At 71.1% G+C, this 21743-nt stretch carries 19 protein-coding genes; 3 read left to right on the top strand and 16 right to left on the bottom strand.

Going from position 1 to position 21743, the window contains the following annotated elements; translation table 11 throughout:
• Positions 1–225: 225 nt before the first annotated feature.
• Complete coding sequence (locus EAO72_RS04470) at positions 226–1323, bottom strand: esterase/lipase family protein (protein ID WP_148015889.1); 1098 nt, start codon at positions 1321–1323, stop codon at positions 226–228.
• A 324-nt stretch (positions 1324–1647) separates the two neighbouring features.
• Here EAO72_RS04470 and EAO72_RS04465 point away from each other — a divergent pair, with 324 nt between their 5' ends.
• Positions 1648–3375: an alpha/beta fold hydrolase gene (locus EAO72_RS04465; protein WP_148015888.1), complete on the top strand. Its 1728-nt coding sequence runs from the start codon at positions 1648–1650 to the stop codon at positions 3373–3375.
• 12 nt (positions 3376–3387) lie between these two features.
• Here the strand turns inward: EAO72_RS04465 and EAO72_RS04460 are convergent, their stop codons facing one another.
• Positions 3388–4581, bottom strand: coding sequence for a beta-ketoacyl-[acyl-carrier-protein] synthase family protein (locus EAO72_RS04460; RefSeq protein WP_261991316.1), 1194 nt, complete (start codon positions 4579–4581; stop codon positions 3388–3390).
• Positions 4582–5350: 769 nt separating this feature from the next.
• Between EAO72_RS04460 and EAO72_RS04455 the strand changes: the two genes are divergently transcribed.
• Positions 5351–5875 (top strand): helix-turn-helix domain-containing protein, encoded by a 525-nt coding sequence (locus EAO72_RS04455; protein ID WP_148015887.1) that lies wholly within the window; start codon positions 5351–5353, stop codon positions 5873–5875.
• A gap of 60 nt (positions 5876–5935) precedes the next feature.
• On the opposite strand, the gene EAO72_RS04450 is transcribed toward EAO72_RS04455, so the two are convergent.
• The 6 genes from EAO72_RS04450 to EAO72_RS04425 all read right to left on the bottom strand — a co-directional run bounded on the left by EAO72_RS04450 (position 5936) and on the right by EAO72_RS04425 (position 11943).
• Complete coding sequence (locus tag EAO72_RS04450; RefSeq protein ID WP_187284928.1) at positions 5936–6637, bottom strand: LuxR C-terminal-related transcriptional regulator; 702 nt, start codon at positions 6635–6637, stop codon at positions 5936–5938.
• Between the two features lie 162 nt (positions 6638–6799).
• On the bottom strand, positions 6800–8260 hold the full coding sequence (locus EAO72_RS04445; protein WP_148015885.1) for an MFS transporter: 1461 nt from the start codon (positions 8258–8260) through the stop codon (positions 6800–6802).
• 96 nt (positions 8261–8356) lie between these two features.
• Complete coding sequence (locus tag EAO72_RS04440) at positions 8357–9286, bottom strand: HesA/MoeB/ThiF family protein (protein ID WP_261991315.1); 930 nt, start codon at positions 9284–9286, stop codon at positions 8357–8359.
• Positions 9283–10278: a hypothetical protein gene (locus EAO72_RS04435; protein ID WP_148015884.1), complete on the bottom strand. Its 996-nt coding sequence runs from the start codon at positions 10276–10278 to the stop codon at positions 9283–9285. The genes EAO72_RS04440 and EAO72_RS04435 overlap by 4 nt, the downstream gene beginning before the upstream one ends.
• Positions 10275–11501 carry an acyl-CoA dehydrogenase family protein gene (locus tag EAO72_RS04430; RefSeq protein WP_148015883.1) on the bottom strand — a complete coding sequence of 409 codons (1227 nt, stop codon included), beginning with the start codon at positions 11499–11501 and terminating at the stop codon, positions 10275–10277. The genes EAO72_RS04435 and EAO72_RS04430 overlap by 4 nt, the downstream gene beginning before the upstream one ends.
• Before the next feature lie 55 nt (positions 11502–11556).
• Complete coding sequence (locus EAO72_RS04425) at positions 11557–11943, bottom strand: SCP2 sterol-binding domain-containing protein (protein WP_148015882.1); 387 nt, start codon at positions 11941–11943, stop codon at positions 11557–11559.
• Between the two features lie 595 nt (positions 11944–12538).
• Between EAO72_RS04425 and EAO72_RS04420 the strand changes: the two genes are divergently transcribed.
• A complete protein-coding gene (locus EAO72_RS04420) occupies positions 12539–13804 on the top strand; it encodes a SagB/ThcOx family dehydrogenase (protein WP_222724065.1) in 1266 nt (421 codons plus the stop codon).
• A 45-nt stretch (positions 13805–13849) separates the two neighbouring features.
• On the opposite strand, the gene EAO72_RS04415 is transcribed toward EAO72_RS04420, so the two are convergent.
• The 8 genes from EAO72_RS04415 to gap all read right to left on the bottom strand — a co-directional run bounded on the left by EAO72_RS04415 (position 13850) and on the right by gap (position 21587).
• Positions 13850–15355: a PH domain-containing protein gene (locus EAO72_RS04415; RefSeq protein ID WP_148015881.1), complete on the bottom strand. Its 1506-nt coding sequence runs from the start codon at positions 15353–15355 to the stop codon at positions 13850–13852.
• Entirely contained in the window at positions 15352–15852 is a 501-nt protein-coding gene (locus EAO72_RS04410) for a PH domain-containing protein (protein WP_148015880.1), read from the bottom strand. The genes EAO72_RS04415 and EAO72_RS04410 overlap by 4 nt, the downstream gene beginning before the upstream one ends.
• A 4-nt stretch (positions 15853–15856) precedes the next feature.
• Complete coding sequence (gene pgi / locus EAO72_RS04405; protein WP_148016411.1) at positions 15857–17509, bottom strand: glucose-6-phosphate isomerase; 1653 nt, start codon at positions 17507–17509, stop codon at positions 15857–15859.
• Between the two features lie 173 nt (positions 17510–17682).
• Positions 17683–18018 carry an RNA polymerase-binding protein RbpA gene (locus EAO72_RS04400; RefSeq protein WP_078622699.1) on the bottom strand — a complete coding sequence of 112 codons (336 nt, stop codon included), beginning with the start codon at positions 18016–18018 and terminating at the stop codon, positions 17683–17685.
• A gap of 108 nt (positions 18019–18126) precedes the next feature.
• A complete protein-coding gene (gene secG, locus EAO72_RS04395) occupies positions 18127–18363 on the bottom strand; it encodes a preprotein translocase subunit SecG (protein WP_018104607.1) in 237 nt (78 codons plus the stop codon).
• 110 nt (positions 18364–18473) lie between these two features.
• Entirely contained in the window at positions 18474–19250 is a 777-nt protein-coding gene (gene tpiA, locus EAO72_RS04390) for a triose-phosphate isomerase (RefSeq protein WP_136328652.1), read from the bottom strand.
• Between the two features lie 6 nt (positions 19251–19256).
• On the bottom strand, positions 19257–20468 hold the full coding sequence (locus tag EAO72_RS04385; protein WP_148015879.1) for a phosphoglycerate kinase: 1212 nt from the start codon (positions 20466–20468) through the stop codon (positions 19257–19259).
• Positions 20469–20576: 108 nt separating this feature from the next.
• A complete protein-coding gene (gap, locus tag EAO72_RS04380) occupies positions 20577–21587 on the bottom strand; it encodes a type I glyceraldehyde-3-phosphate dehydrogenase (RefSeq protein WP_136328654.1) in 1011 nt (336 codons plus the stop codon).
• Positions 21588–21743 lie beyond the last annotated feature (156 nt).

Below are 21743 nucleotides of genomic sequence, written 5' to 3'. Positions count from 1 at the left end.
GACCCGGCGACCGCGCGCCGCCCCGACTGCGCCTCCGCGTTCTGACGCTTCCGCCGTACGGGCGACGGCCCAGTCGGCGCGGCATGCGAACGGCCCGGCCCGCCTTGGCGAACTCCAGGGACGGGCCGGGCATGCGAACGGCCCGGCCGCCTTGGCGAACTCCAGGGACGGGCCGGGCCGTTCGCATGCCGCGCCGACTGGGCCGTCGCCCGTACGGCGGAAGCGTCAGAACGCGGAGGCGCAGTCGGGGCGGCGCGCGGTCGCCGGGTCGAGTGCGTTGCGTACGAGCCGCAGGACGACCGGGTCGTAGGGGCTGCCCATGTGGCCCGTCCGGTCCTGGGGGCAGATGTCCTGGACGGTGATGTTGGTGACGCGGTCGGCGGGGCGGGCGGGACGGAGGTACTGCCGCTCGAAGGGGGTCACGATCCTGTCCCGCCGGGTGACCACCGTCGTGTACCGCACGCCCGGCAATGTGTCGCCGCCCTCGTCCAGCCGGGTGTTGACGGCCGATCCGATGGTCTGGTCGGCGAGCGCCTGGCCGCCGAACCGGGCGGCCGGGGCGAGGATCCGCAGCCGCTGCGCGAGGGTGGCCAGCCCGGAGACGGTGCTGCCGTGGTTGGCCGGGGCGATGCCGATCAGGTGGCTCACCTTGTTGCGGGCGGGGTCGGCGGCATCGGTGCCTCCGGCGAACCTCAGGTAGTAGCGCGGCAGGATCCCGCCTCCCTGGGAGTGGCCCACCAGATCGGCCTGGCGGGCGCCCGTCCGGTCGAGGACCCGGTCGACGAAGCGGGCCAGCTCCCGGGCCGAGCGTGGGACGGCGGACCTGCCCTTGATGACATCGCCCGGCGGGGCACCGAGGTTGGGGGCGAAGACGCAGTACCCGTCGGCCCGGAGCAGGGGCGCGAGGGCGCTCCAGTTGTTGTACGCGTTCTCGTACGTGCCGTGGACGAGGACGACCGGGCGGGGATGCCGGGAGCGGGGTTCGCAGGTCCAGTCGTCGGCGCCGGGCGGCGGGGCGTCGGGATGCTCGGTGGAGGCCACGAACGCCCGCTCCCAGAGGAGATGGGCCATGCCCGGCCCGTCTCCGGACGCGGTCGTGCGCGGGGGCCGGTCCCGCGGTGCGGTGGCGGCCGCCGCGAGGAACACGGCGACGAGGACGGTCAGCACGGCGGCCGCCGGCCGGAACCGGCGGCGGCCGGCCCGGCCGTGCGGACGGTTGACGTGCGCAGGCCTTGTCGAGTCGTTCGAGTCGTTCGGGTCGCTCACGTCGTGGGGATCGTTCGGGTCGTTCGGGTCGTTCGGGCGGAGGGACGGGGACTGCATCGAGGGGCCTCCCGGACGGTTTCCCGCGGCCCGGACCGGGACGCGAGCTGAGGTGGGGTCATCCGTTGCGTTGGTGCGCCGCCGCGCCGGTGGCCCCCGGGCCCGGACCCCGGTGCGTTCCCGTCCGGGTCCTGCGCGGTGCGCGCCCCGCGCGCCGGACGAGGGCCGGCGCGCGGAGCACTGCACGTTCGAGTGACACCTGACCTGGCTTTGTTCACACTGAGTGACAACTCGGGTACGGTGAGATCGTCGTGTCCGGGCCGGTGCGCCCGCTCCGTTCCGTGACGCCGGACACCAACTCGTACACAGCCGCAAGGAGATGGCATGCCTGCGAACTCGGTCGTCTTCGGCGCCGGCGGCTTCATCGGCCGCTCCTTGGTGGGGGAACTCCTGCGCCGGGACCAGGACGTCGCGGCTGCCGTGCACGGCAGCGGGGACCGGCTCCTGCGGTGGCTCGATGAGCAGCGGGTGGACACCGCCCGGCTCACCGTCGTGCCGGCCGACATCACCCGGCCGGGGCTCGGCCTCCCGGAACACGGCCTGGACGACGTACGGGACGTGTACAACACGGCGGCACGCTTCGCCTTCGGGATGACTCCGGCCGAGGCCAGGTCGGTCAATGTCGACGGGGCCGGGCATGTCGTCGACTGGGCGGCGGCCCGTCCGCGGCTGCGCCGCCTGGTGCACATCAGCGGCTACCGGATGGCCGCGGCCGACGCCGCGTCGCCCGACTACCGGCGCGACGGCGCCTACGAGGCATCCAAGCGCGAGGGCGACGCGGTGGTGCGGGCACGCGCCCGCGAACTCGGCGTCCCGCTGAGCATCGCCAACCCGAGCACCGTCATCGGCCCCGGCCAGTCCGTCGGGCTGGCGGATCTGGTCGGGGAGCTGTGGCGGGGCCGGCTCGTGGCGCTGCCCGGGGGGCCGGACATCTTCCTGCCCGTCGTGGTGCTCGACTACTTCGTACAGTTCCTGGCCTCCCTTCCTGAGCGGCGCGAGAGCGCTGACGGCACCTACTGGCTGCTGGACGACGCCACACCGGAACTGCCGCGGCTCGTCGACCTGTTCGCCGAGCACATGGGCGTGCGTGCTCCGCGCCGCTCGGTCCCCGTCGGTGTCGTCAAGCGGCTGCCCCGCGCGCTGACGAGGGCGAACCCGGAGACCCTGTCCTTCCTCTCCAGCGACCGGTACGACACGGCGTCCGCGCGGGATCTCGCGGACTCCTTCGGCCTGGCGATGCCGCCGGTGCGCGACGCCCTGCGCGACTGGGCCGACGACCTGGTCGCGACCCGCTTCGGCCGTGTCCGGGCACCACGGGCGGCGTACGGGTTCCAGCAGGTCGGCACGGACCGGACCTGGGTGGTGGGCGAGCGGGAGCGACCGGGTTATGTGTTCCTGCACGGGCTTCCGGTCGACGCCGACTCCTGGTCACCGGTGGCCGAGCGGGTGGACGCCCCCGCCCTCGCGGCCGACCTGCCGGGGTTCGGACGGTCCACGCCCGAGCCCCGGCAGTCGCACGACGACTGGCTCGCCGCCCTGCTGGCTCCCGTGCGGGGACGGCCGGTGCTCGTGGCCCACTCGTTCTCCTGCGGGCCCGCCCTGCGGTATGCGCTGCGGTATCCCGAGCGTGTCGCCGCGCTGGTGCTCGTCTCCCCCGCCTTCCTCCAGCCGGCGTCCTCGTGGCTGACGCGCTCTCCTCTGGCCGTGCCGGTACTGAGCCGGATGACCGCCGACCGGCTGGCCGGCTCTCTCGGTCTGCCGGACGACGCCTGCCTCCAGGGGCCCGTGGACGACCTGAGGCGGTCGGGGGCGGCGCTCAGGGTGGTCTCCGCCCTGCGTGCGGCGTACGGGCACCGCGATGCCCTGCGGAGCGCCGTACACCGGGTCGCGATTCCCGTGGAACTCGTCATCGGGTCGCAGGATCCGCTGGAGGAGCCCGTCGAACTGCCCGTCACCGAGATCGCGTCGGCGGGCCACTACCCGCAGCTGACCCATCCCGACGCGGTCGCGCGGCACCTCGTCGCGGCACGGGAGCATACGGCGGTCCGGTAGCGACGGCGTCGGTCACACACGGGTGAACGCCAGCACGATGTTGTGGCCGCCGAATCCGAAGGAGGTCGACAGGGCCGCCTCGGCGTCGGCCTTGCGGGGCAGCCCTCTCACCAGGTCGAGTTCGATGCCGTCCCCGATCTCCTCCAGGTTGCGCACCGGTGGCACCACGGACTCCTTGAGTGACTGGACCGTGAGGATCGCCTCCACGGCGCCCGAAGCTCCCAGAAGGTGGCCCGTCGAGGACTTGGCGGCGGTGACCACCGGATGGCCGCCCACCGCGCTCATCAGCGCCCGGGACTCCGCGACATCGCCCTGGGGCGTGCCCGTCGCGTGGGCGTTCACATGACCGATGTCCCCGCCGGAGAGCCCGGCGTCGCGCAGGGCCTCCTCGATGGCGCGCACCTGTCCCTCGGCGTCGGGCAGGGTGATGTCGTGCGCGTCGGAGGTGACGCCGGCCCCGGCCAGTGCCGCGTGGACGCGCGCGCCGCGTGACCGGGCGAATGCCGCCCGTTCCAGCACGACCATGCCCGCGCCCTCGGACATCACGAACCCGTCCCGCCTGCGCTCGAACGGCCTGGAAGCCTGCTCGGGCGCGTCGTTGCGCAGGGAGAGCGCCCGCATCTGCGCGAACGCGCCGAGCGAGAGGGGGTGCAGGCAGGCGTCCGTACCTCCGGCGACCACCACATCGGCGCGTCCGGCGCGGATCAGCAGAGCGCCCACCGCGATGGCCTCGGCCCCCGACGCGCACGCGCTCGTCGGCGCATGGGTGCCCGCCCGGGCTCCGAGCATCAGACTGACCACCGCGGAGGCGCCGTTGGGCATGAGCCGCGGCACGGTGTACGGGGACACGGCGCGCCGTCCGCGCTCGTTCATCGCGTCGTACTGGTCCAGCATGGTCAGCGCGCCCCCGATGCCGGTGCCCACCACGACCGCCAGCCGTTCGGGCTCGACCTGCGGCGGTCCGGCGTCGGCCCACGCCTCCCCGGCGGCGACCAGCGCGGCGGCCTGGCTGCGGTCCAGCCGGCGCCGCTGTACACGTTCGACCTCGTCGTAGGGGTCCCGGTACATGGCGCCCGCGATGCGCACCGGGAGGCGGCCGGCCCACGGGGCGTCGATCGGCGCGATACCGGACCTGCCCGCCAGGAGTGCTTCCCAGGTAGCGGCGACATCGGCGCCGAGCGGGGTGGTGGCTCCCATGCCCGTCACCAGTACCTCCTCCGGCCGGGCACGCGGACGCGTGGTCTCACCCGAGGTGCGCCGCACGACCGCCTCCGTCTCCCGGTCCGGCCGCCACCGGGGCGCGGTCCTTCAGTCCCGCCACCGTGAGCGCCATCACCGCCCGGAGCAGGTCACCCGCACCGGCAGGCGGGTCGCCGGCGGCCTTCGGCGCCCCCGCGACCACCACGCCGGCCGGACCGGCGTCTTCCCCGCGTTCCTTTGTATTCAATTCATCGGTGGCACACACACGGTCTCCCTATTTCCTTTACGCCGGACATGGCTTGAATTTGCCGTAGGTCCGAACGGGGCAAAAGAATCCTGCCAGGTGTGAACGAGTCGGCCGCTGAAGATTAGCCGCTCCACCCGGAGGCCAACCTATGCGCCACCGACCGAAGGCCGCGTCGGGCGTTCTGCCGATTTCCCCTTCCCCACTCCGGGGGATCCCTCACCCATTGGGAGGGTGACAAACGCGCCGGTCACAGCAGCAATGAGGAGGAGGTGAACCCTTTCCTCACAAAGAAGTGCGACGACCCCAGAACCATGATCAAATACTTTCTTATTTGTCGTACAATGCCTTCGTTCATTGCTTATTGCCACGACGCTCGAGTGTGCTGCATAGTAAACAAAGGTGCTGCAGAGAACAGTTTCCGACCTCACTCAGATCCCCATTCGATTCAACAATAAATTACGTGACGAATGGCGCGACGCCCAGGCCGGTCAAATTTTGTTCTCCTGCAGAATCCGGAAAGGGAGCTTCATGTCACACACCAGAACGGCCCGCACGTCCTCCGCCGAGGAGAAGGTCCACGTACTCCGCTGGCCCCTCGAGGCGTCGAAGCTGGAACATCACCGTCGCACGGGCGCCCTGCGCCTCCTCGTGATCGAGAACGGGGGAACGCCGCCCACGTCCACCGATGTGCGGGAGGACTGGGTCCGGTCCCCGATCACGCGTGAGGACTTCACCGCTCGCATCGAGGCCCTGCGCGCCAGGGCCTCGTCGCAGGACCTGCCGGCCCTGGACCATGACGGCCTGCTGCGGTACGGCAGCCGCGTCGTGCCCGTGTCCCCGACCGAGACGTACCTGTTACGGCCCCTGGTGCAGCGCTTCGGAAGCCTCGTGACCCGGGACGAACTGCTGACCCTGCTGAGCACGCGTGGTTCCACCGCGAGCAGAAACGCCCTGGACCTCCATGTGATGCGGATCCGCAAGCGCGTCCTGCCGCTGGGCCTGCGCCTGCGCACGGCCAGCCGGCGCGGCTATCTCCTGGAGGGGCCGGCCTGACGGAGGGCCGGAAGGCCCCCTGCCGGACCTTCTCCGGCAGGGGGCCTTCGCGGTCCGTCGTCAGACCGCCGTATACCGCGGGCCACAACGGCCGCAGGCGGCCGGCACCAGCCCCGTCCGGAGGGCGTAGATCACGGCGTGGACCCGGTTGCGCAGTTCCAGCTTGTCGAGCACGTGCTGCACATGCGATTTGACCGTGCTCTCGCCCACGACCAGTTCGGCCGACATCTCGGCGTTGCTGAGGCCGCGGGCGAGGAGCGCCAGCACCTCCCGCTCCCGGCGCGTCAGCAGTTCGGCGCGCGCCCGCTCGTCGGCGGTCCCGTGTCCGCAGGACGGCGCCGGCCCGCGGTCCGCGTCCGGGGCGGGCGGCACGGACCAGGAGGCCTCGAAGACCGCGTACCCGGCGGCGACCATGTGGATGGCGGACAGCAGTTGCTCGGGGGTCGCCCGGCTCAGCACCGCACCCCTGGCGCCGGCGCGAAGGGCCTGCCGCGCGGGGTCGTCCGTCTCCTGGACCATCAGCAGGACCCCCGGCATCGCTCTCCCCGGCCGGGCGGCCAGCCCGGCAACCAGGCGGACGACGTCCAGACCCGGTGACTGCGCGTCGACGAGCACCACCTGGGGGCCGAGGGCGGACGCCCGCCGTTCGGCGTCGGGGCCATCGGCTGCCTCGCCGACCACCTCGATGGTCCGGTCCCGGCCGAGAACGGCCCGGACGCCGGCCCGGGTGATGGCGCGGTCGCCGACGAGCAGTACGCCCACGCGTGCGGTGATCGGTCTCTCCTCTCGTTCAGGACGTGGAACCACGGTCTCTTCTTCGAAGCGTGGCTCCACGGCCACCTTCTTCCTCGGGGCGTGGAGCCACGGCCCTCTCCGTCGGAGCCCGGGCTCCACGTCCCTCCGTCTGGGAGTGGCTCCACGACGTCAGGCCGCGGTGCCCTCGGTGCCGGGAACGGCCGCGGTGCCCTCGGCGCCAGGAACGACCGCGTCCGTGTCCTTCCGCGCGGGGCGCCCGGGCCCGTGGCGCCTCGGTGTCGCGAGGACGGCGAGGGCGCCGACCGCGATCAGGCACGCGCCGGTCCACAGCGCGGGAACCATGCCGTCGGTGAAGCTGCCCGGTGTGGCGAGATCACCGTGCGCGGTGAACACGGAGGCCAGGACGGCGACCCCGAGCACCCCGCCCAGTTCCCGCAGCGCGTTGACGGAGCCCGAGGCCATGCCCCGGTCCCCGGCGGCGACCGAGCTCATCACCAGGTTCGCCGTCGGGGAGAAGTAGAAGGTCATGCCGAGCCCGCACAGGACCAGCGCCGGGACCAGGGAGGGGTAGCTCACCTCCGGTGACACGCGGGCCGCGATCCAGCCCAGCCCACAGGCCTGGAAGGTCAGTCCGAGCGCCACGATGGAACGGCCTCCGATGCGGTCGGAGAGGTAGCCGACCACCGGCGCGACGAAGACCGGCACCACCGTCCACGGCAGGATCCGCAGGCCGGCCTCCATCGGCGAGTAGCCCCGCGGGCCCTGGAAGAACTGGGTGAGCAGGAAGACCGAGCCGAACATGCCCGCGAACATCAGCAGCCCGGCCGCGTTCATCCCGCTGAAGGTCCGGTGGCGGAAGAGCCGCATCGGGAACATCGGCATCGGGGTGCGCAACTCCCAGACGACGAAGGCCGCCAGGACCAGGGCGCCGCCGGTCAGCGCGGCCAGGACCCGCACGCTGGACCAGTCGTCGGCGGGGCCCTGGATCAGGCCGAACACGATGCCGAACAGACCGGTGCCGGCCAGGGCGGTGCCCACCAGGTCCAGCCGGTTGTGCATACCGCGGCTCTCCGCGAGCTTGCCCCGGGCGAGCGGGAGGACGACCAGCCCGATGGGCACGTTGACCCAGAAGATCCACTGCCAGGCCAGGTGTTCCACCATGAGTCCGCCGATGAGGGGGCCCATCGCGATGGCGAGACCTTCGACGGCGCTGAGCGCTCCGAGGACGGCTCCGCGGCGGGCCGCGGGTGCCACCGCCGTGAGCAGGGTCAGGTTGAGCGGCATCAACGCGGCGGCGCCCAGGCCCTGTACGGCACGGGCCGCGATCAGGGCGCCGATGCCGGGGGCGAGCGCCGCCGCGGCGGAGGCCGCGGTGAAGAGGGACAGGCCCACGAGGAACATACGGCGCCTGCCGAACCGGTCGCCCAGGGCCGCGCCGGGCAGCATCAGGACCGCGTAGGTGAGCGTGTAGGCGTTGACCGTCCACTCGAGTTGCTGGATGTCGCCGCCGAGGCTCTCGCGGATCGCGGGCAGGGCGGTGATGACGACCAGGTTGTCGAGGGACACCATGGCCACGCCCAGGCCACAGCACAGGAACGTCCACAGGACGTTCCGCTTCGAGACGTTCATGGTTGCCTCTTCCTGAGGGTGTGCCGCGCCGGATGCCGGGGCGGGGCGCGCCCGGTGCGGCGCGCGCCCGCCCCGCCGCCGCGGGGCGGGCTTCGTTCAGCGCGCGTCTTGCCGGCGCATGAGGCGGAGCATCGGCGGCACCAGGGCCGCCAGTTCGACCGGCCACGACAGACGGCTGAGCCAGCGCTCGCCCAGCGGCCGGGCCAGCTGGTGCACATCGACGCGGATCTCCGGGCGTACGGGTTTCCCGGCGAGGATCCGCACCGCCATGTGGGAGCTCAGCACCCCGAACGCCGTGGCGGTGTACGCCACCTGAGGGAAGCTGTAGTCCGTGCGCAGGTGGTTGGCGCGGATCTCGGCCAGCATCTCGGCCGGGACCCTGCGCAGCGGTACCGCGCGTCGCAGCAGGTCCCAGGTGTCCATGCGCACGATGTCGTTCACGGTGATGTCGCCCGCGAACGGCTCCCGGACACGCCGGTAGTCGTAGCAGCGCACGTACTGGGTCCCCGCCATGTCCCAGCCGGTGACCAGGGGCAGTCGCCGCTGTACGGCCACCCGGTGCAGCAGGTGTTTGGCGCGCCAGCCGTCGGGGGTGGTGACGTCGACCCCATCGATGATCATCTGGCAGGTCGCGGTGAGCCGCTGGACGGTCTGCGTGGTCACTCCCTCCGGGAACACCGTCACCCGGGCGTGCGGATTGATCGACATGATGCGTTCGGCGGCGCCCGCGGCCTTGTTCTGGTCGAGGTCGGCGGCGACCGCGCTCTGCCGGTTGAGATTGTTCAGCTCGAACGTGCCGGGATCGGCCACCAGGAAGCGCTGTACGCCGAGCCGGGTCAACGGCTCCACCGCGGCGCCGCCGATCGAACCGCAGCCCGCGACGAGGACCGTCGCGGCGCGGAGCGCCTGTTGCTCCTGGTCCGATACGACACCGGCGTTACGGGTGACCAGCTCGTCGTAGAAGGCCCGGTGCGACGCCGACTCCTCGTCACCGTCCGGCTGCCGGATCATGTCATCGGCCGTCATCGGGAACCTCCGCGCTGGCGGGGGATCATGGGGCCGGGGCCCTTCTGCCGGCGAGCGGCGAGCCTGGCGACCATGTCGTGGTACGAGGTCAGGTCGCTGGTGCCGTCCAGGTAGGAGCGGACGACGTCGCGGTACCACGCCAGGTCCTCGGGCACCGGAGCGACGAAGGGCTTGGCGACGACGCCCTGTTGGTAGATCGGCGCGAGCGGATCGGACGGGGGCAGGCTCGGGGACGTGTCCTCGACCACGTGGAGGTCGAAACCGGCCAGCCGCAGGTGGCGCAGGGCCACGTGTTCCTTGGCGTCGCCGAGCACGATGCCGATGGCGTCGCCCAGCTGGATCATCGCCTCGCCCATGCCCAGCATGAGGTGCCACGGCACCCGGTCGTGCTGGATGCCGAGCGGCATCGACTGATCGCGCAGGAAGCGCTTCAGCTCGAAGACCTGGTGGGTTCCCAGGCCGGGGCGGGCGTACGGTCCGAGCAGGTCGACCCCGTGCGCCGCCTCGGTCGGGAACAGGGTGCGCCGCGCCGAGTCGAGCGGGAGGCTCACGGTGTCCGACGAGCAGCTCAGTCCGACGTAGCCGCGGATCCTGCCGGTACGCGAGCAGAGGGTCACGGTGTGGATGCTCTCGGTCTCACCGGCCCGGGGCAGAGGCTCATGGAACGCGGCCGTCCGGTAGACGAGGTCGGCCGAGATCCAGCTCAGCCGCAGGTACTGGGCGAGCCGGAAGCCGAGGATGCCCCTGAGGTACCGGGCGGGGAACTGGCTGTCCCGCGCGGTGAGGGTGAGCAGGCCGCTCTGCGCGTCCTCCGCGTAGTAGACCGGCGGACCGGCGATCTCCGAGGGAAGCCGCCGGTAGCTGAGCCGCTCGTGGAGTTCGATGATGTCGGCGACGTAGCGCAGGGCCCGGGATCCCGTGGGGTCGGCGGAGGTCGGGATGACGGTGCGCCCGTGACGGTCGCCGCTCGCACGCGACGAGGGCGCGTTCACGCGGCATCGTCCTCGGCGTAGAGGCTTTCGGTGATGGCGAGCGCCAGCACCTCGGGGGTTCCTTCGTAGATGCGGGTGCCGTAGGCGTCGCGGAGCATCTTCTCCACTCCGTGGGAGCGCAGGTAGCCGCGTGCGCCGACGAGGGAGCAGGCGGCGTCGGCCACGTCGATGGCCGCCCGGTCGGCGAACAGTTTGGCCACCGCCGGCTCGTAGGCGGGCGGGGGCAGTTGGGTGTCCACCGTGTTCGCTGCGTGCAGGTAGAGCAGGCGGGCGGCGTCGACCTTGGCGCTCATGTCGGCCAGCTTCGCCGCCGTGAACTGGTGCCGGTGCAGCAGTGTGCCGCCCTGGACCCGCTCTCCGGCCCAGGTGACGGCCTGCTCCAGGGCGCCCCGTGCCACACCGGTGGAGATGCCCGCGACCGCGGCCCGGGCCATGTTGCTCTGCGCCATGTTGATGGCCATGCCCTCGCCCTCGCCGCCGATCATGTTCTCGGCCGGCACCCGGACCTCACGGAAGGTCAGCTCACTGCCGAGGCAGGCCCGGTAGCCCATCTTGTCGGCGACCGGGCCGCGGACCACGCCGGGGAGATCCAGCGGCACGATGAAGGAGGTGAGCCCGGTCGCCCCGGGGCTGCCCTCCATGTTCGCGAACACCGAGGCGAACGCGGCGAAGCGGGCGTTGGTGATGAACCGCTTGCGGCCGGTGAGCACATAGGCGTCGCCGTCCCGGCGTGCGGTCATGACGTGGCGTGCGTGCTGCGCGTTCGAGGGGATGATCAGGTCGCAGCCCGCGTCCTCCTCCGTCACGGCGTTGCAGGCGAGCACCGGTTCGTCACCGGAGAACAGCGGCAGGTAGCGCGCCTGCAGGCGGGGATCGCCGGAGAGCAGGAGCGGGGCCTGGCCGAGCATGGTGGCGCCGAAGACGAGTGCGGTGCCGGGGCACACGGCGGCCACTTCCTCCAGGGCCGTGGCGACCCCGAGCATGCCGAGGCCGAGACCGCCGAAGTCGGTGGGGACGGCCGCCCGGGTCAGGCCGGCCTTGTGACCGCGTCGGACCAGGTCCCAGTCGAAGTCCTCGGCCGGCGCCCGGTCCAGTTCCAGGACCCGCGGCCGCACCTCCTCCTGGGCGAACCGGCGTGCGGCGTCCTTGAGTTGGCGCACTCCGTGCGGCAGTTCGTCGAAGTTCAGCTCCGGGGAGAGGTCACCCGGCACGTCGATGGTCATGGTTCTCGGGACTCCTTGAGGGCGAGGGCTGGGGGTCGGGGTCGGGTGCCGCGGATCAGAGGCCGGCTTCGGCCGCGATGTCCGGGTAGCGGTCGAAGGCGGGCTGGAGCAGCGGCACGAGCTCCAGCACCTTGGCGATACGTCCGCGGATCCGGAGCTTGCCGGTGGCGATGGCGGTGGGAACCGGCAGCCGTCCCAGCCACAGCGCGTGCGCGGTGTCGCAGGTCATCTTGAGAGTGATCGCGGGCTTGAACGGGGCCGCGTCCCCGAGGACGACGCCCTCGGGCGAGACGAAGATCCGGCAGTCCGGCTTGCTGTGCACCAGCTGCACGGACAGCGACTCCTTACGGGCCTTCTCCACGAACTGCTCGTTCTCGAGCAGTACGGAGAAAAGCCGCGCGAATACATCGCCTGCCATTTCTCCGGACGGAAATACGCTCATGCTCTTCCTTCGCGAGATACGGGGCCGGCGCCTGCTCTTTGTGCGCCGGTGACAGCACGCTATGACACCTCTCGGAGGGAATGCCGCACGCCGACAGGTCGCCGAAAAAAGACGGAAAGAAAACGGCAAGCACATCTAGAAAACCGCCCCTGACCAGCAATGATGCCGACCCTTGACTATCACCTCGTCCGCACGACGCCGAATCACCGTACGTGACATCGCAACCCACGAATGCTACGCAAAGGAATATTCGAGGCCACGGAAAGAGCCACGAACGAGTGATTGGATAAAACCCTTCTTGCATTTCAAGAATTCATGCTGCGTCATGAAGGGGTCACCGCCGCGACCCACGTGGCGACCGTTACAGAAAGGAGGTGACCGACGATGCGCAGGATCGACATGAAGCACCGGGCAGCCGTTCGGGCCGACCGGCCCAAGGCCGGCGAGGGTTCCAGCTGGAACTGGACGTGGGCCTACCGACAGGCCTGATCCCGCCCGCGTGGGGCCGGCCTCCCCCACCACCCCCGGCCCCACGCGGGTATCCGCAGCTCTCCCGTATCCCTTCGCTCCCCTCCCGTACCGCCGAGGAGTCACCTTGCGTCTTCGCCGCTCCCGTTGCCTGACGTGCTACTGGCACGACGGCGAGTTCGTCGTCCACCCGCACCCGCACGGCACCTCCCTGGCCCTGCACCCCGCCGCGGCGGAGATCCTGACCGCGTTCGAGGACTGGAGCACCCCCGGGGACGCGACCGGGCGCCTCGGACATCTGACCCGCGACACGGTCGACGAGGCCGTCGCGACGCTGACCGGCGCCGGGGCGCTGCTGGCCCAGGGCAGCCCGGCCGCCCGTCGCGACGAGCAGATCGCCGCTCAGTGGGGCGCGTGGATGCCCGAGGCCTCGTTCTTCCACTACGCCACCTCGGACGTGTACGACGCGGGCCCGGCCGAGGACGTACCGCACGCGGTCGGCGGAGGCGGGGACCTGCGGAACGCGGTCGGCACCGGAGCCGAGGACGCACCGCACGGCACCGGAGCCGAGGACGTACCGCACACGGTCGGCAGCGGAGCCGAGGACCTGCCGGACGCGGTCGGCCGCGAAGCCGGAAACAGCGGTGCCGAGCCGGCCGAGGGGCCGCTGCCCCCGCTGTTCACCAGCCATCCGCACGCTCCCCGGCTCCTGTTGCCCCGCAGGCCGGCCCCTCTGCGGGCGCCGCTCGGGGAGGTCCTGTACGACCGTCGTACGCACCGCGACTTCAGCGGTGTCCCGGTGCCGTTGGACACCCTGGCCGCCCTGCTCGCCACGGTGTTCGGGCCGGTCGACTTCATCGACTGCGGCCGGGGCGCGCTGTACCGCCGCACCAGCCCCCAGGGCGGCTCTCGGCAGGAGATCGATGCCTACGTCGGCGTCCTCGGCGTCGACGGCCTGTCCCCCGGCTGGTACCACTACGACGGGCTGTCGCACGCACTGGAACTGCTCTCCGAGGGCTTCACGCCCGAAGAGGCCGCCCATCTCTGCGCCGACCAGGCATGGGCGACGCGGCCCGCCTTCTTCGTCGTCCTCGCCGCACGTCTGGAGCGGATGAGCGTGAAGTACCCGACGCCGCGGGCCTACCGGGTCTGCCTGCTCGACGCCGGGCACCTGGGGCAGACGTTCGCCCTGACCGCCACGGCCCTCGGGCTCGGTCCGGCGCAGACCGGTGCCTTCAGGGACTCCGCGGTCGCCGGACGCTGCGGCCTCGACAACGCGGGCCGCACCCCGCTCTACGTCCTGGCCGCCGGGCATCCCGCGCCGGTGCCCCGGGACGCGCCTCCACCGGCCGGCGTCACCGCCTTCGGCACGACCGCCCTGACGGCACCCTGACCCGGGCGGTCGGGCCGGAAGGACCGCGTCCGCCCGGCGGACGGCTCACTCCGGCTCGACGAACGGCGCCAGCAGGCCCGGCACCGCCTCCACCGCGAAGGCCAGCCCTTCGGACGCGTCCGCGTCGTACACCGTGTACGCGCCCGCTCCCGCGGCCGTCGTCGCCGTGATGTTCAGCAGCCCGGCCCGTCGCTGGAAGTACGACTGCCGGACCGTCCAGCCGATCACCCCGGCCCGTTCCAGCGCGGCCGTGGAACGGCGCAGGGAGCCCGAGCGGGTCACCAGGTAGCCGCCGCTGAGCGCGTGCCCGAGACCGCGGTAGGCGTCACGGGCCAGCAGCACCCCGGCGGGCAGCCCGACGACCGCGCAGCCGAGCGCGGTCCAGAGCAGGACGGGTGTCAGCAGCGCGCCGAGCAGGGCCTGGACCAGGACGGGCGCGCCGACCGCCCAGCAGGCCCTGCGCAGTCGCCGGCCGCGCGCGGCGGGCGGGTGCGGGGTCAGCGCGACAGCCGTCGGCGACAGCGTCTCGCGCAGCACGGCGGCGGCGGCCCCGTCGGCGACCGGGCGGGGCGCGGGCGGCAGCAGGGTGTTGTGGTCGCCGTGCTGTTCCTCGTCGTCCTTGGCCAGTCCGGTGGTGATGGCGTCGACCCGGGCGGCGCCCAGGAGCCGGACGCCGAGCGGCTCGACGAGGTCGACGCCGCGCAGCCGCCGCTCCTCGATGGAGACGGACCGGGAGGTGAGCAGTCCGCGCCGGATGCGCAGGGTGCCGCCCGGCTCGCGTTCGAGGCGGTAGTTCCACCACATCTCGACCCAGAGACCCAGGGCTCCGACGGCGCCGGCGAGTGTCGCGGCGACGGCGAGGAGCAGAATCACGGAGGGCAGGGAGAAGTCCCGGAACCGCTCGCTCGCCCACTCGATGACCTGGCCCTGCGCCCCGAACCAGTCGCTGACCTGCAGCACGGCCCCGGCCGCGGCGCCACCGAGTGCCGGTGCGACGAACGAGACCGGTGCGTAGCGGATCCAGCGCGGGTCGAGCGCGACGAGTTCGCCCTCGCGGTGGCTGCCGGACGCCTCCGTGAGGCCGCGCTCCAGGAGCGCACGCCGCAGCCGTTCGCCCTCGGCGCGCCGGACCGGGTCGAGTTCCAGGGTGGAGTCGTCGCCGTGGTGCTCGCCGGTGCCGATCCGGACGGTGACGAGGCCCAGGACACGCTGGAGCGGATGGGCGGTGAGGTCGACGCTGCGGATGCGTTCCCGTGCGAGGGAGCGCTTCCTGATGAGCAGGAGGCCGGTGTGGAGATCGACCCGGTCGGCTCCGATCCGGTAGCGGGTGCGGCGCCAGCGTACGTAGTCGGCGCCGGTGCTGCCCGCGATCAGCAGGGCCGCGCCCGCCACCACCCAGGCGACGGCGGTGGCGAACCCGAACCGTCCGGACAGCCCGAGGGTGGTCGGTACGGCGGCTCCGGCCGCCACGCCCGCCGTGACGAGGGCGGTGGCCAGGACCGTACGACGGTCGAGCCGGCGCCAGTCCCCCGCCGGGGCGGCGGTGCTCATGTGGCGTCGCCGGGGGTGTCCCGGGTGATGCGGGTCAGGCGCTCGGCGAGCTCGGCGGCCAGCTCGTGGTCGAGGCCTTCGATCCGGACGGCGCCCTTGGACGAGGCGGTGGTGACGGTGACCGTGGCGAGCCGGCAGAGCTGTTCGAGGGGGCCGCGCACGGTGTCCACGGTCTGGATCCGGGACATCGGCGCGATCCGCCACTCCTGCCACAGCACCCCCGTCCGGACGTACACCGCCTCGTCGGTGACCTCCCAGCGGTGCGTACGGAACCACCAGAGCGGGACGAGGACGGCGCAGCCGGTACCGAGGGCCGCGAGCGCGGCGGCGGACAGCAGCAGCCAGAACCTGGCGGACGGGACGAACACGCCCAGCACCACCAGGACCACCACCACCACCGCCGTCAGCAGCAGCCACTGCGCCCGCCACCAGCCGACCGCCCGCGGGTCCAGCGTGTTCGCCGGAGCCCTCAGACCGGCCCCGCCCCCCGTGGCCATCGGCTCAGCGCCCCCGCAGCTCGCGGTAGGCGGCGACGAGCGCGGCGGTCGAACTGTCCAGCTGCTCGGCGCCCTTGCCCTCGGTCAGCACCGGCTCGATCTTCTTGGCGAGGACCTTGCCGAGCTCGACGCCCCACTGGTCGAAGGAGTCGATGTTCCAGACGGCGCCCTGGACGAAGACCTTGTGCTCGTACAGCGCGATGAGCTGGCCGAGCACGGACGGGGTCAGCCGGTCGGCGAGGATCGTCGTCGTCGGGTGGTTGCCGAGAAAGGTCTTGTGCGGCACCAGTTCCTCGGAAACGCCCTCGGCGCGCACCTCGTCCGGCGTCTTGCCGAAGGCGAGGGCCTGGGTCTGGGCGAAGAAGTTGGCCATCAGCAGGTCGTGCTGGGCGACCAGGCCGGGCAGCAGTGCGTCGACCGGCTCGGCGAAGCCGATGAAGTCGGCCGGGATGACCTTGGTGCCCTGGTGGATCAGCTGGTAGTACGCGTGCTGGCCGTTGGTGCCGGGGGTGCCCCAGACGACGGGACCGGTCTGCCAGTCGACCGGATTGCCGTCCCGGTCCACGGACTTGCCGTTGGACTCCATGTCGAGCTGTTGCAAGTACGCCGTGAACTTGGAGAGATAGTGGCTGTAGGGCAGCACGGCGTGCGACTGGGCGTCGAAGAACGCGCCGTACCAGACGCCCAGCAGGCCCAGCAGCAGAGGAACGTTCTCCTCGGCCGGGGCGGTACGGAAGTGCTCGTCGACGAGGTGGAAGCCGTCGAGCATCTCGCGGAACCGGTCCGGGCCGATGGCGATCATCAGCGAGAGGCCGATGGCCGAGTCGTACGAGTAGCGGCCGCCGACCCAGTCCCAGAACTCGAACATGTTGGCGGTGTCGATACCGAAGTCGGAGACCTTCTCCGCGTTCGTCGACAGGGCCACGAAGTGCTTGGCCACCGCGTCCTGACCGGCCCTCAGACCGGTCAGGAGCCAGTCACGGGCCGAGGTGGCGTTGGTGATCGTCTCGATCGTGGTGAAGGTCTTCGACGCGATGACGAAGAGCGTCTCCGCCGGGTCCAGGTCGTGCAGGGCCTCGTGCAGGTCGGCGCCGTCGACGTTGGAGACGAAGCGGAGGGTGAGCGAGCGGTCCGTGAAGGAACGCAGCACCTCGTACGCCATCGCGGGTCCGAGGTCGGAGCCGCCGATGCCGATGTTGACGATGTTCTTGATCGGCTTGCCGGTGTGACCGGTCCACTCGCCGGACCTGACACGGTCGGAGAAGGCCGCCATCTTGTCGAGCACCGCGTGCACGGCGGGCACCACGTTCTCGCCGTCGGCCTCGATCACGGCATCGCGCGGGGCGCGGAGCGCGGTGTGCAGGACGGCGCGGTCCTCGGTGGTGTTGATCTTGTCCCCGCGGAACATCGCGTCGCGCAGCTCGGCGACCCCGGTGGCCCCGGCGAGCTCACGGAGCAGCCGGAGCGTCTCGTCGGTGACCAGCTGCTTGGAGTAGTCGACGTACAGGTCACCGACGCGCAGGCGGTACTCCGTGCCGCGCTCGGGGTCGTCCGCGAACAGCTGCCGCAGATGGGTCTTCCCGAGCTGCTCACGGTGCTTGCCCAGCGCGGTCCATTCCGGCGTCTGGTTGAGCCTGCTTCGGCTTTGTGCGTTCATCCCGGACATCAGCCCACTTCTTCTCGTAACCGCAGTTCCCCGCTGCCCCTCCAACTTAATTGATCAGGGCGGCGGACGGGACAACGGCGGGCTGCGGCACGGCAGAAGCGTTCCGGCCGGGCACCCTGGGGGTGTCCGGCCGGTGAACAACTTCTACTGAGGCACGAGCGGTGTCAGATCTCGCCGCGGAGTTTGGCGAGGGCCTCCGCGAGGATCGCCTCACCGTCCGCGTCGCTGCGGCGCTCGCGCACGTACGCGAGGTGCGTCTTGTACGGCTCGGTGCGCGGCGGGTCCGGCGGGCTGTCCCGGTCCTGGCCGGCCGGGAATCCACAGCGCGGGCAGTCCCAGGTCTCCGGTACCTGCGCGTCATGGGCGAAGCTCGGCTGCGTCTCGTGCCCGTTCGAGCACCAGAAGGAGATGCGGGCCCGGGGCGCGGACTCGCCGCGCTCGGCCTCCCCCATCGGCCCCGCTCCGACCCGGCTTCCCCGGATCGCGTTGCCACTTGCCACGGTCGTAACTCCCTGCGTGATGGTGCTCGAAGATGCCCCAGTCTACGTAAGGCCCAACGCGCGTCCAGTGGTTGGAGTTACACCCTCACCGGAATCGCGTACGACGGGTCAGTTGTCCAGCTTGATGAGCAGACCAAGCACCACGATGCACGCGAACCAGCCCAGACCGACCACGACGGTGATCCGGTCGAGGTTGCGCTCGGCGACCGAGGAACCGCCGACGGAGGACTGCATTCCGCCACCGAACATGTCGGAAAGTCCGCCGCCCTTGCCCTTGTGCATCAGCACCAGCAGCATCAGCAGCAGGCTGAAGACGATCAGGGCGATCTCGAACCCCAAAATCACGGCTGGTCCCTACTTTCCGGAAATTCCTGGCTGCATGTGCGAACAACGGGGGCCGGGAGGCTGCCCTCCTGGCCCCCGCAAGGGTACGACGGATCCGCGCTAGCGCATACTCACTGGTCGCGGAAGCGGACGATCTTGACGAACTCGTCGGCGTCCAGTGCGGCGCCGCCGATCAGCGCGCCGTCCACATCGGGCTGCGCCATGATCGCGGCCACGTTGCCGGACTTCACCGAGCCGCCGTACTGGATGCGGACCGCGTCGGCCAGCTCCTGCGAGTACAGCTCGGCGAGGCGGACGCGGATCGCACCGCAGACCTCCTGCGCGTCCTCGGGGGTGGCGACCTCGCCGGTGCCGATGGCCCAGACCGGCTCGTAGGCGATCACGATCGTCTCGGCCTGCTCGGCCGGGATGTCCTTCAGCGCGCCGTCGAGCTGGGCGAGCGTGTACGCGACCTGGTCACCGGCCTTGCGGATGTCCAGGCCCTCACCGACGCAGAGGATCGGGGTCAGGCCGTGCTTGTAGGCGGCCTTCACCTTGGCGTTGCAGACCTCGTCGGTCTCCGCGTGGTACTGGCGGCGCTCGCTGTGGCCGACCGCGACGAAGGTGCACTTCAGCTTGGCGAGCATGGGACCGGAGATCTCACCGGTGTACGCGCCGGAGTCGTGCGCCGAGATGTCCTGGGCGCCGTACTTGATCTTCAGCTTGTCGCCGTCGACCAGCGTCTGCACGGAGCGCAGGTCGGTGAAGGGCGGCAGGACGGCGACCTCGACGGCGTCGTAGTCCTTGTCGGCCAGGGCGAAGGCGAGCTTCTGGACGTGTGCGATGGCCTCGAGGTGGTTGAGGTTCATCTTCCAGTTGCCCGCCATCAGCGGGGTGCGGGTGGTCATGAAAGGTCAGTCCTCCAGTGCGGCGAGGCCGGGAAGCGTCTTGCCCTCGAGGTATTCGAGGCTGGCGCCGCCACCGGTCGAGATGTGTCCGAACGCGTTCTCGTCGAAGCCCAGGATGCGGACCGCGGCGGCGGAGTCGCCACCGCCGACCACGCTGAAGCCCGAGGAGTCGACGAGGGCCTGGGCGACCGCCCGGGTGCCCTCGGCGAAATCGGGGTGCTCGAAGACGCCCATCGGGCCGTTCCAGAAGACGGTGGCCGCGTCGGCGAGCTTCGATGCGTAGAGCTTGTTGGTCTCCGGGCCGTTGTCCAGTCCCATCTGGCCGGCCGGCATGGCGTCGGCGGCGACGGTGGTGGGGTGGGCCGGGGCCTTGGTCTTGAGGTCGGGGAACGCCGGGGCGACCACGACGTCGACGGGGAGGACGAACTCCACGCCCTTCTCCGCGGCGCGCTCGAGGTACTCCCGCACGACCGGGATCTGGTCCTCCTGCAGCAGCGAGCTGCCGACCTCGTGGCCCTGGGCCTTGAGGAAGGTGTACGCCATGCCGCCGCCGATGAGGATGCGGTCGGCGCGCTCCAGGAGGTGGTCGATGACGCCGAGCTTGTCGGAGACCTTCGCGCCGCCGAGCACCACGGCGTACGGGCGCCGCACGTCGTCGGTGAGCTTCTTCAGGACGCCGACCTCGGTGGCGATCAGGTCGCCCGCGGCGTGCGGGAGCCGGGCAGGGAGGTCGAAGACCGAGGCGTGCTTGCGGTGGACGGCTCCGAAGCCGTCGCCCACGTACAGATCGGCGAGCTCGGCCAGCTGGTCGGCGAAGGCGCCGCGCTCGGCGTCGTCCTTCGAGGTCTCGCCCGCGTTGAACCGGAGGTTCTCGATGACGGCGACCTGGCCGTCGGTGAGCGCGGCGACGGTGGCGCGGGCGGACTCGCCGACCGTGTCGGTCGCGAAGGCCACGTCGGTCCCGAGCAGCTCACCGAGGCGGGTGGCGGCGGGTGCCAGCGAGAACGCCGGGTCCGGGGCGCCCTTGGGACGGCCCAGGTGAGAGGCGACGACGACCCGGGCGCCGGCCCCGGCCAGCTTCGCGACGGTCGGCTGAACGGCGCGGATGCGGCCGTCGTCGGTGATGGTGGTGCCGCTGAGCGGCACGTTGAGGTCGGCGCGGACGAATACGCGCTTGCCGGTGACCCCTTCGGCGAGAAGTTCGTCGATCGTCTTCATCTGTCTGGACTCCTTGGAGGACGAGGGAGCATGCAGCGGGGCCCGAACGGCGCTGCGTTGCGCTGTCCGAGCCCCGTGCTCACATCGAGGTGCCTGCCGATCCGAGGATCAGAGCTGGCCGCCGACGAAGACGGTCAGGTCGACGAGGCGGTTGGAGTAACCCCACTCGTTGTCGTACCAGCCGAGGATCTTCACCGTGTTGCCCTCCTGGACCATGGTCAGGGAGGAGTCGAAGGTGCAGGACGACGGGTCGCCGACGATGTCCGAGGACACGATCGGGTCCTCGGTGTACGTCAGGAAGCCCTTCAGGTCGCCGTCGTCGGACGCCTTCTTGAACGCGGCGTTGACCTCGTCCTTGGTGACCTCGCGCTGCAGCGTCACGACGAGGTCGGTGGCGGAACCGGTCGGGACCGGAACACGCATCGCGATACCGTCGAGCTTGCCCTTGAGCTGCGGCAGGACCAGGGCGGTGGCCTTGGCGGCACCCGTCGTGGTCGGGATGATGTTCTCCGCGGCGGCGCGGGCGCGACGCAGGTCGGAGTGCGGGAAGTCCAGGATGCGCTGGTCGTTCGTGTACGCGTGGACCGTCGTCATCAGGCCCTTGACGATGCCGAAGTTCTCGTCGAGAACCTTGGCCATCGGCGCCACACAGTTGGTGGTGCAGGAGGCGTTGGAGATGACGTGGTGGTTGGCCGCATCGTACTTGTCCTGGTTGACGCCCATCACGATGGTGATGTCCTCGTCCTTGGCCGGAGCCGAGATGAGGACCTTCTTGGCGCCACCCGCGATGTGCTTGGCGGCGTCGGCCTTCTTGGTGAAGATGCCGGTCGACTCGATGACGATGTCGACGCCCAGCTCACCCCACGGGATGTCTGCCGGGTTGCGCTCCGAGAGCACCTTGATGGTGTGACCGTCGACGGTGATGGTGTCGGCGGTGTGGCTGACCTCTGCCTTGAGACGACCCAGAATGGTGTCGTACTTCAGCAGGTGAGCCGTGGTCGCAGTGTCACCCAGGTCGTTGACAGCCACGATCTCGATGTCCGCACCCTGCTCCAGCAGCGCGCGGAAGTAGTTACGACCGATGCGGCCAAAGCCGTTGATGCCTACGCGGATCGTCACGAACCGATCTCCTCGTTAGGTACGCCGGTTTTCGACGCCGGCGAGTTGTATGGGATGTCCCCGACCGCCTCCGACCCTACCTCTCCGAAGCCTTCGGGGTGACATCGAGCGGGGCCGTAGGAACGGCGGAAGCCCGTACTCCCCAGTAGGAGTACG

The organism is Streptomyces sp. OR43, from assembly GCF_008042275.1.
In the GTDB taxonomy this organism is placed as follows: domain Bacteria; phylum Actinomycetota; class Actinomycetes; order Streptomycetales; family Streptomycetaceae; genus Streptomyces.
The sequence above is the reverse complement of the archived record's forward strand: the minus strand, read 5'-3'. Positions and strand labels throughout refer to the sequence as shown.

Coding starts and splice junctions, on each gene's coding strand:
- EAO72_RS04470 (WP_148015889.1), bottom strand. CDS start 1,323: ATGCAGTCCCCGTCCCTCCGCCCGAACGACCCGAACGACCCGAACGAT.
- EAO72_RS04465 (WP_148015888.1), top strand. CDS start 1,648: ATGCCTGCGAACTCGGTCGTCTTCGGCGCCGGCGGCTTCATCGGCCGC.
- EAO72_RS04455 (WP_148015887.1), top strand. CDS start 5,351: ATGTCACACACCAGAACGGCCCGCACGTCCTCCGCCGAGGAGAAGGTC.
- EAO72_RS04445 (WP_148015885.1), bottom strand. CDS start 8,260: ATGAACGTCTCGAAGCGGAACGTCCTGTGGACGTTCCTGTGCTGTGGC.
- EAO72_RS04440 (WP_261991315.1), bottom strand. CDS start 9,286: ATGACGGCCGATGACATGATCCGGCAGCCGGACGGTGACGAGGAGTCG.
- EAO72_RS04430 (WP_148015883.1), bottom strand. CDS start 11,501: ATGACCATCGACGTGCCGGGTGACCTCTCCCCGGAGCTGAACTTCGAC.
- EAO72_RS04425 (WP_148015882.1), bottom strand. CDS start 11,943: ATGAGCGTATTTCCGTCCGGAGAAATGGCAGGCGATGTATTCGCGCGG.
- EAO72_RS04415 (WP_148015881.1), bottom strand. CDS start 15,355: ATGAGCACCGCCGCCCCGGCGGGGGACTGGCGCCGGCTCGACCGTCGT.
- EAO72_RS04410 (WP_148015880.1), bottom strand. CDS start 15,852: ATGGCCACGGGGGGCGGGGCCGGTCTGAGGGCTCCGGCGAACACGCTG.
- pgi (WP_148016411.1), bottom strand. CDS start 17,509: ATGAACGCACAAAGCCGAAGCAGGCTCAACCAGACGCCGGAATGGACC.
- tpiA (WP_136328652.1), bottom strand. CDS start 19,250: ATGACCACCCGCACCCCGCTGATGGCGGGCAACTGGAAGATGAACCTC.
- EAO72_RS04385 (WP_148015879.1), bottom strand. CDS start 20,468: ATGAAGACGATCGACGAACTTCTCGCCGAAGGGGTCACCGGCAAGCGC.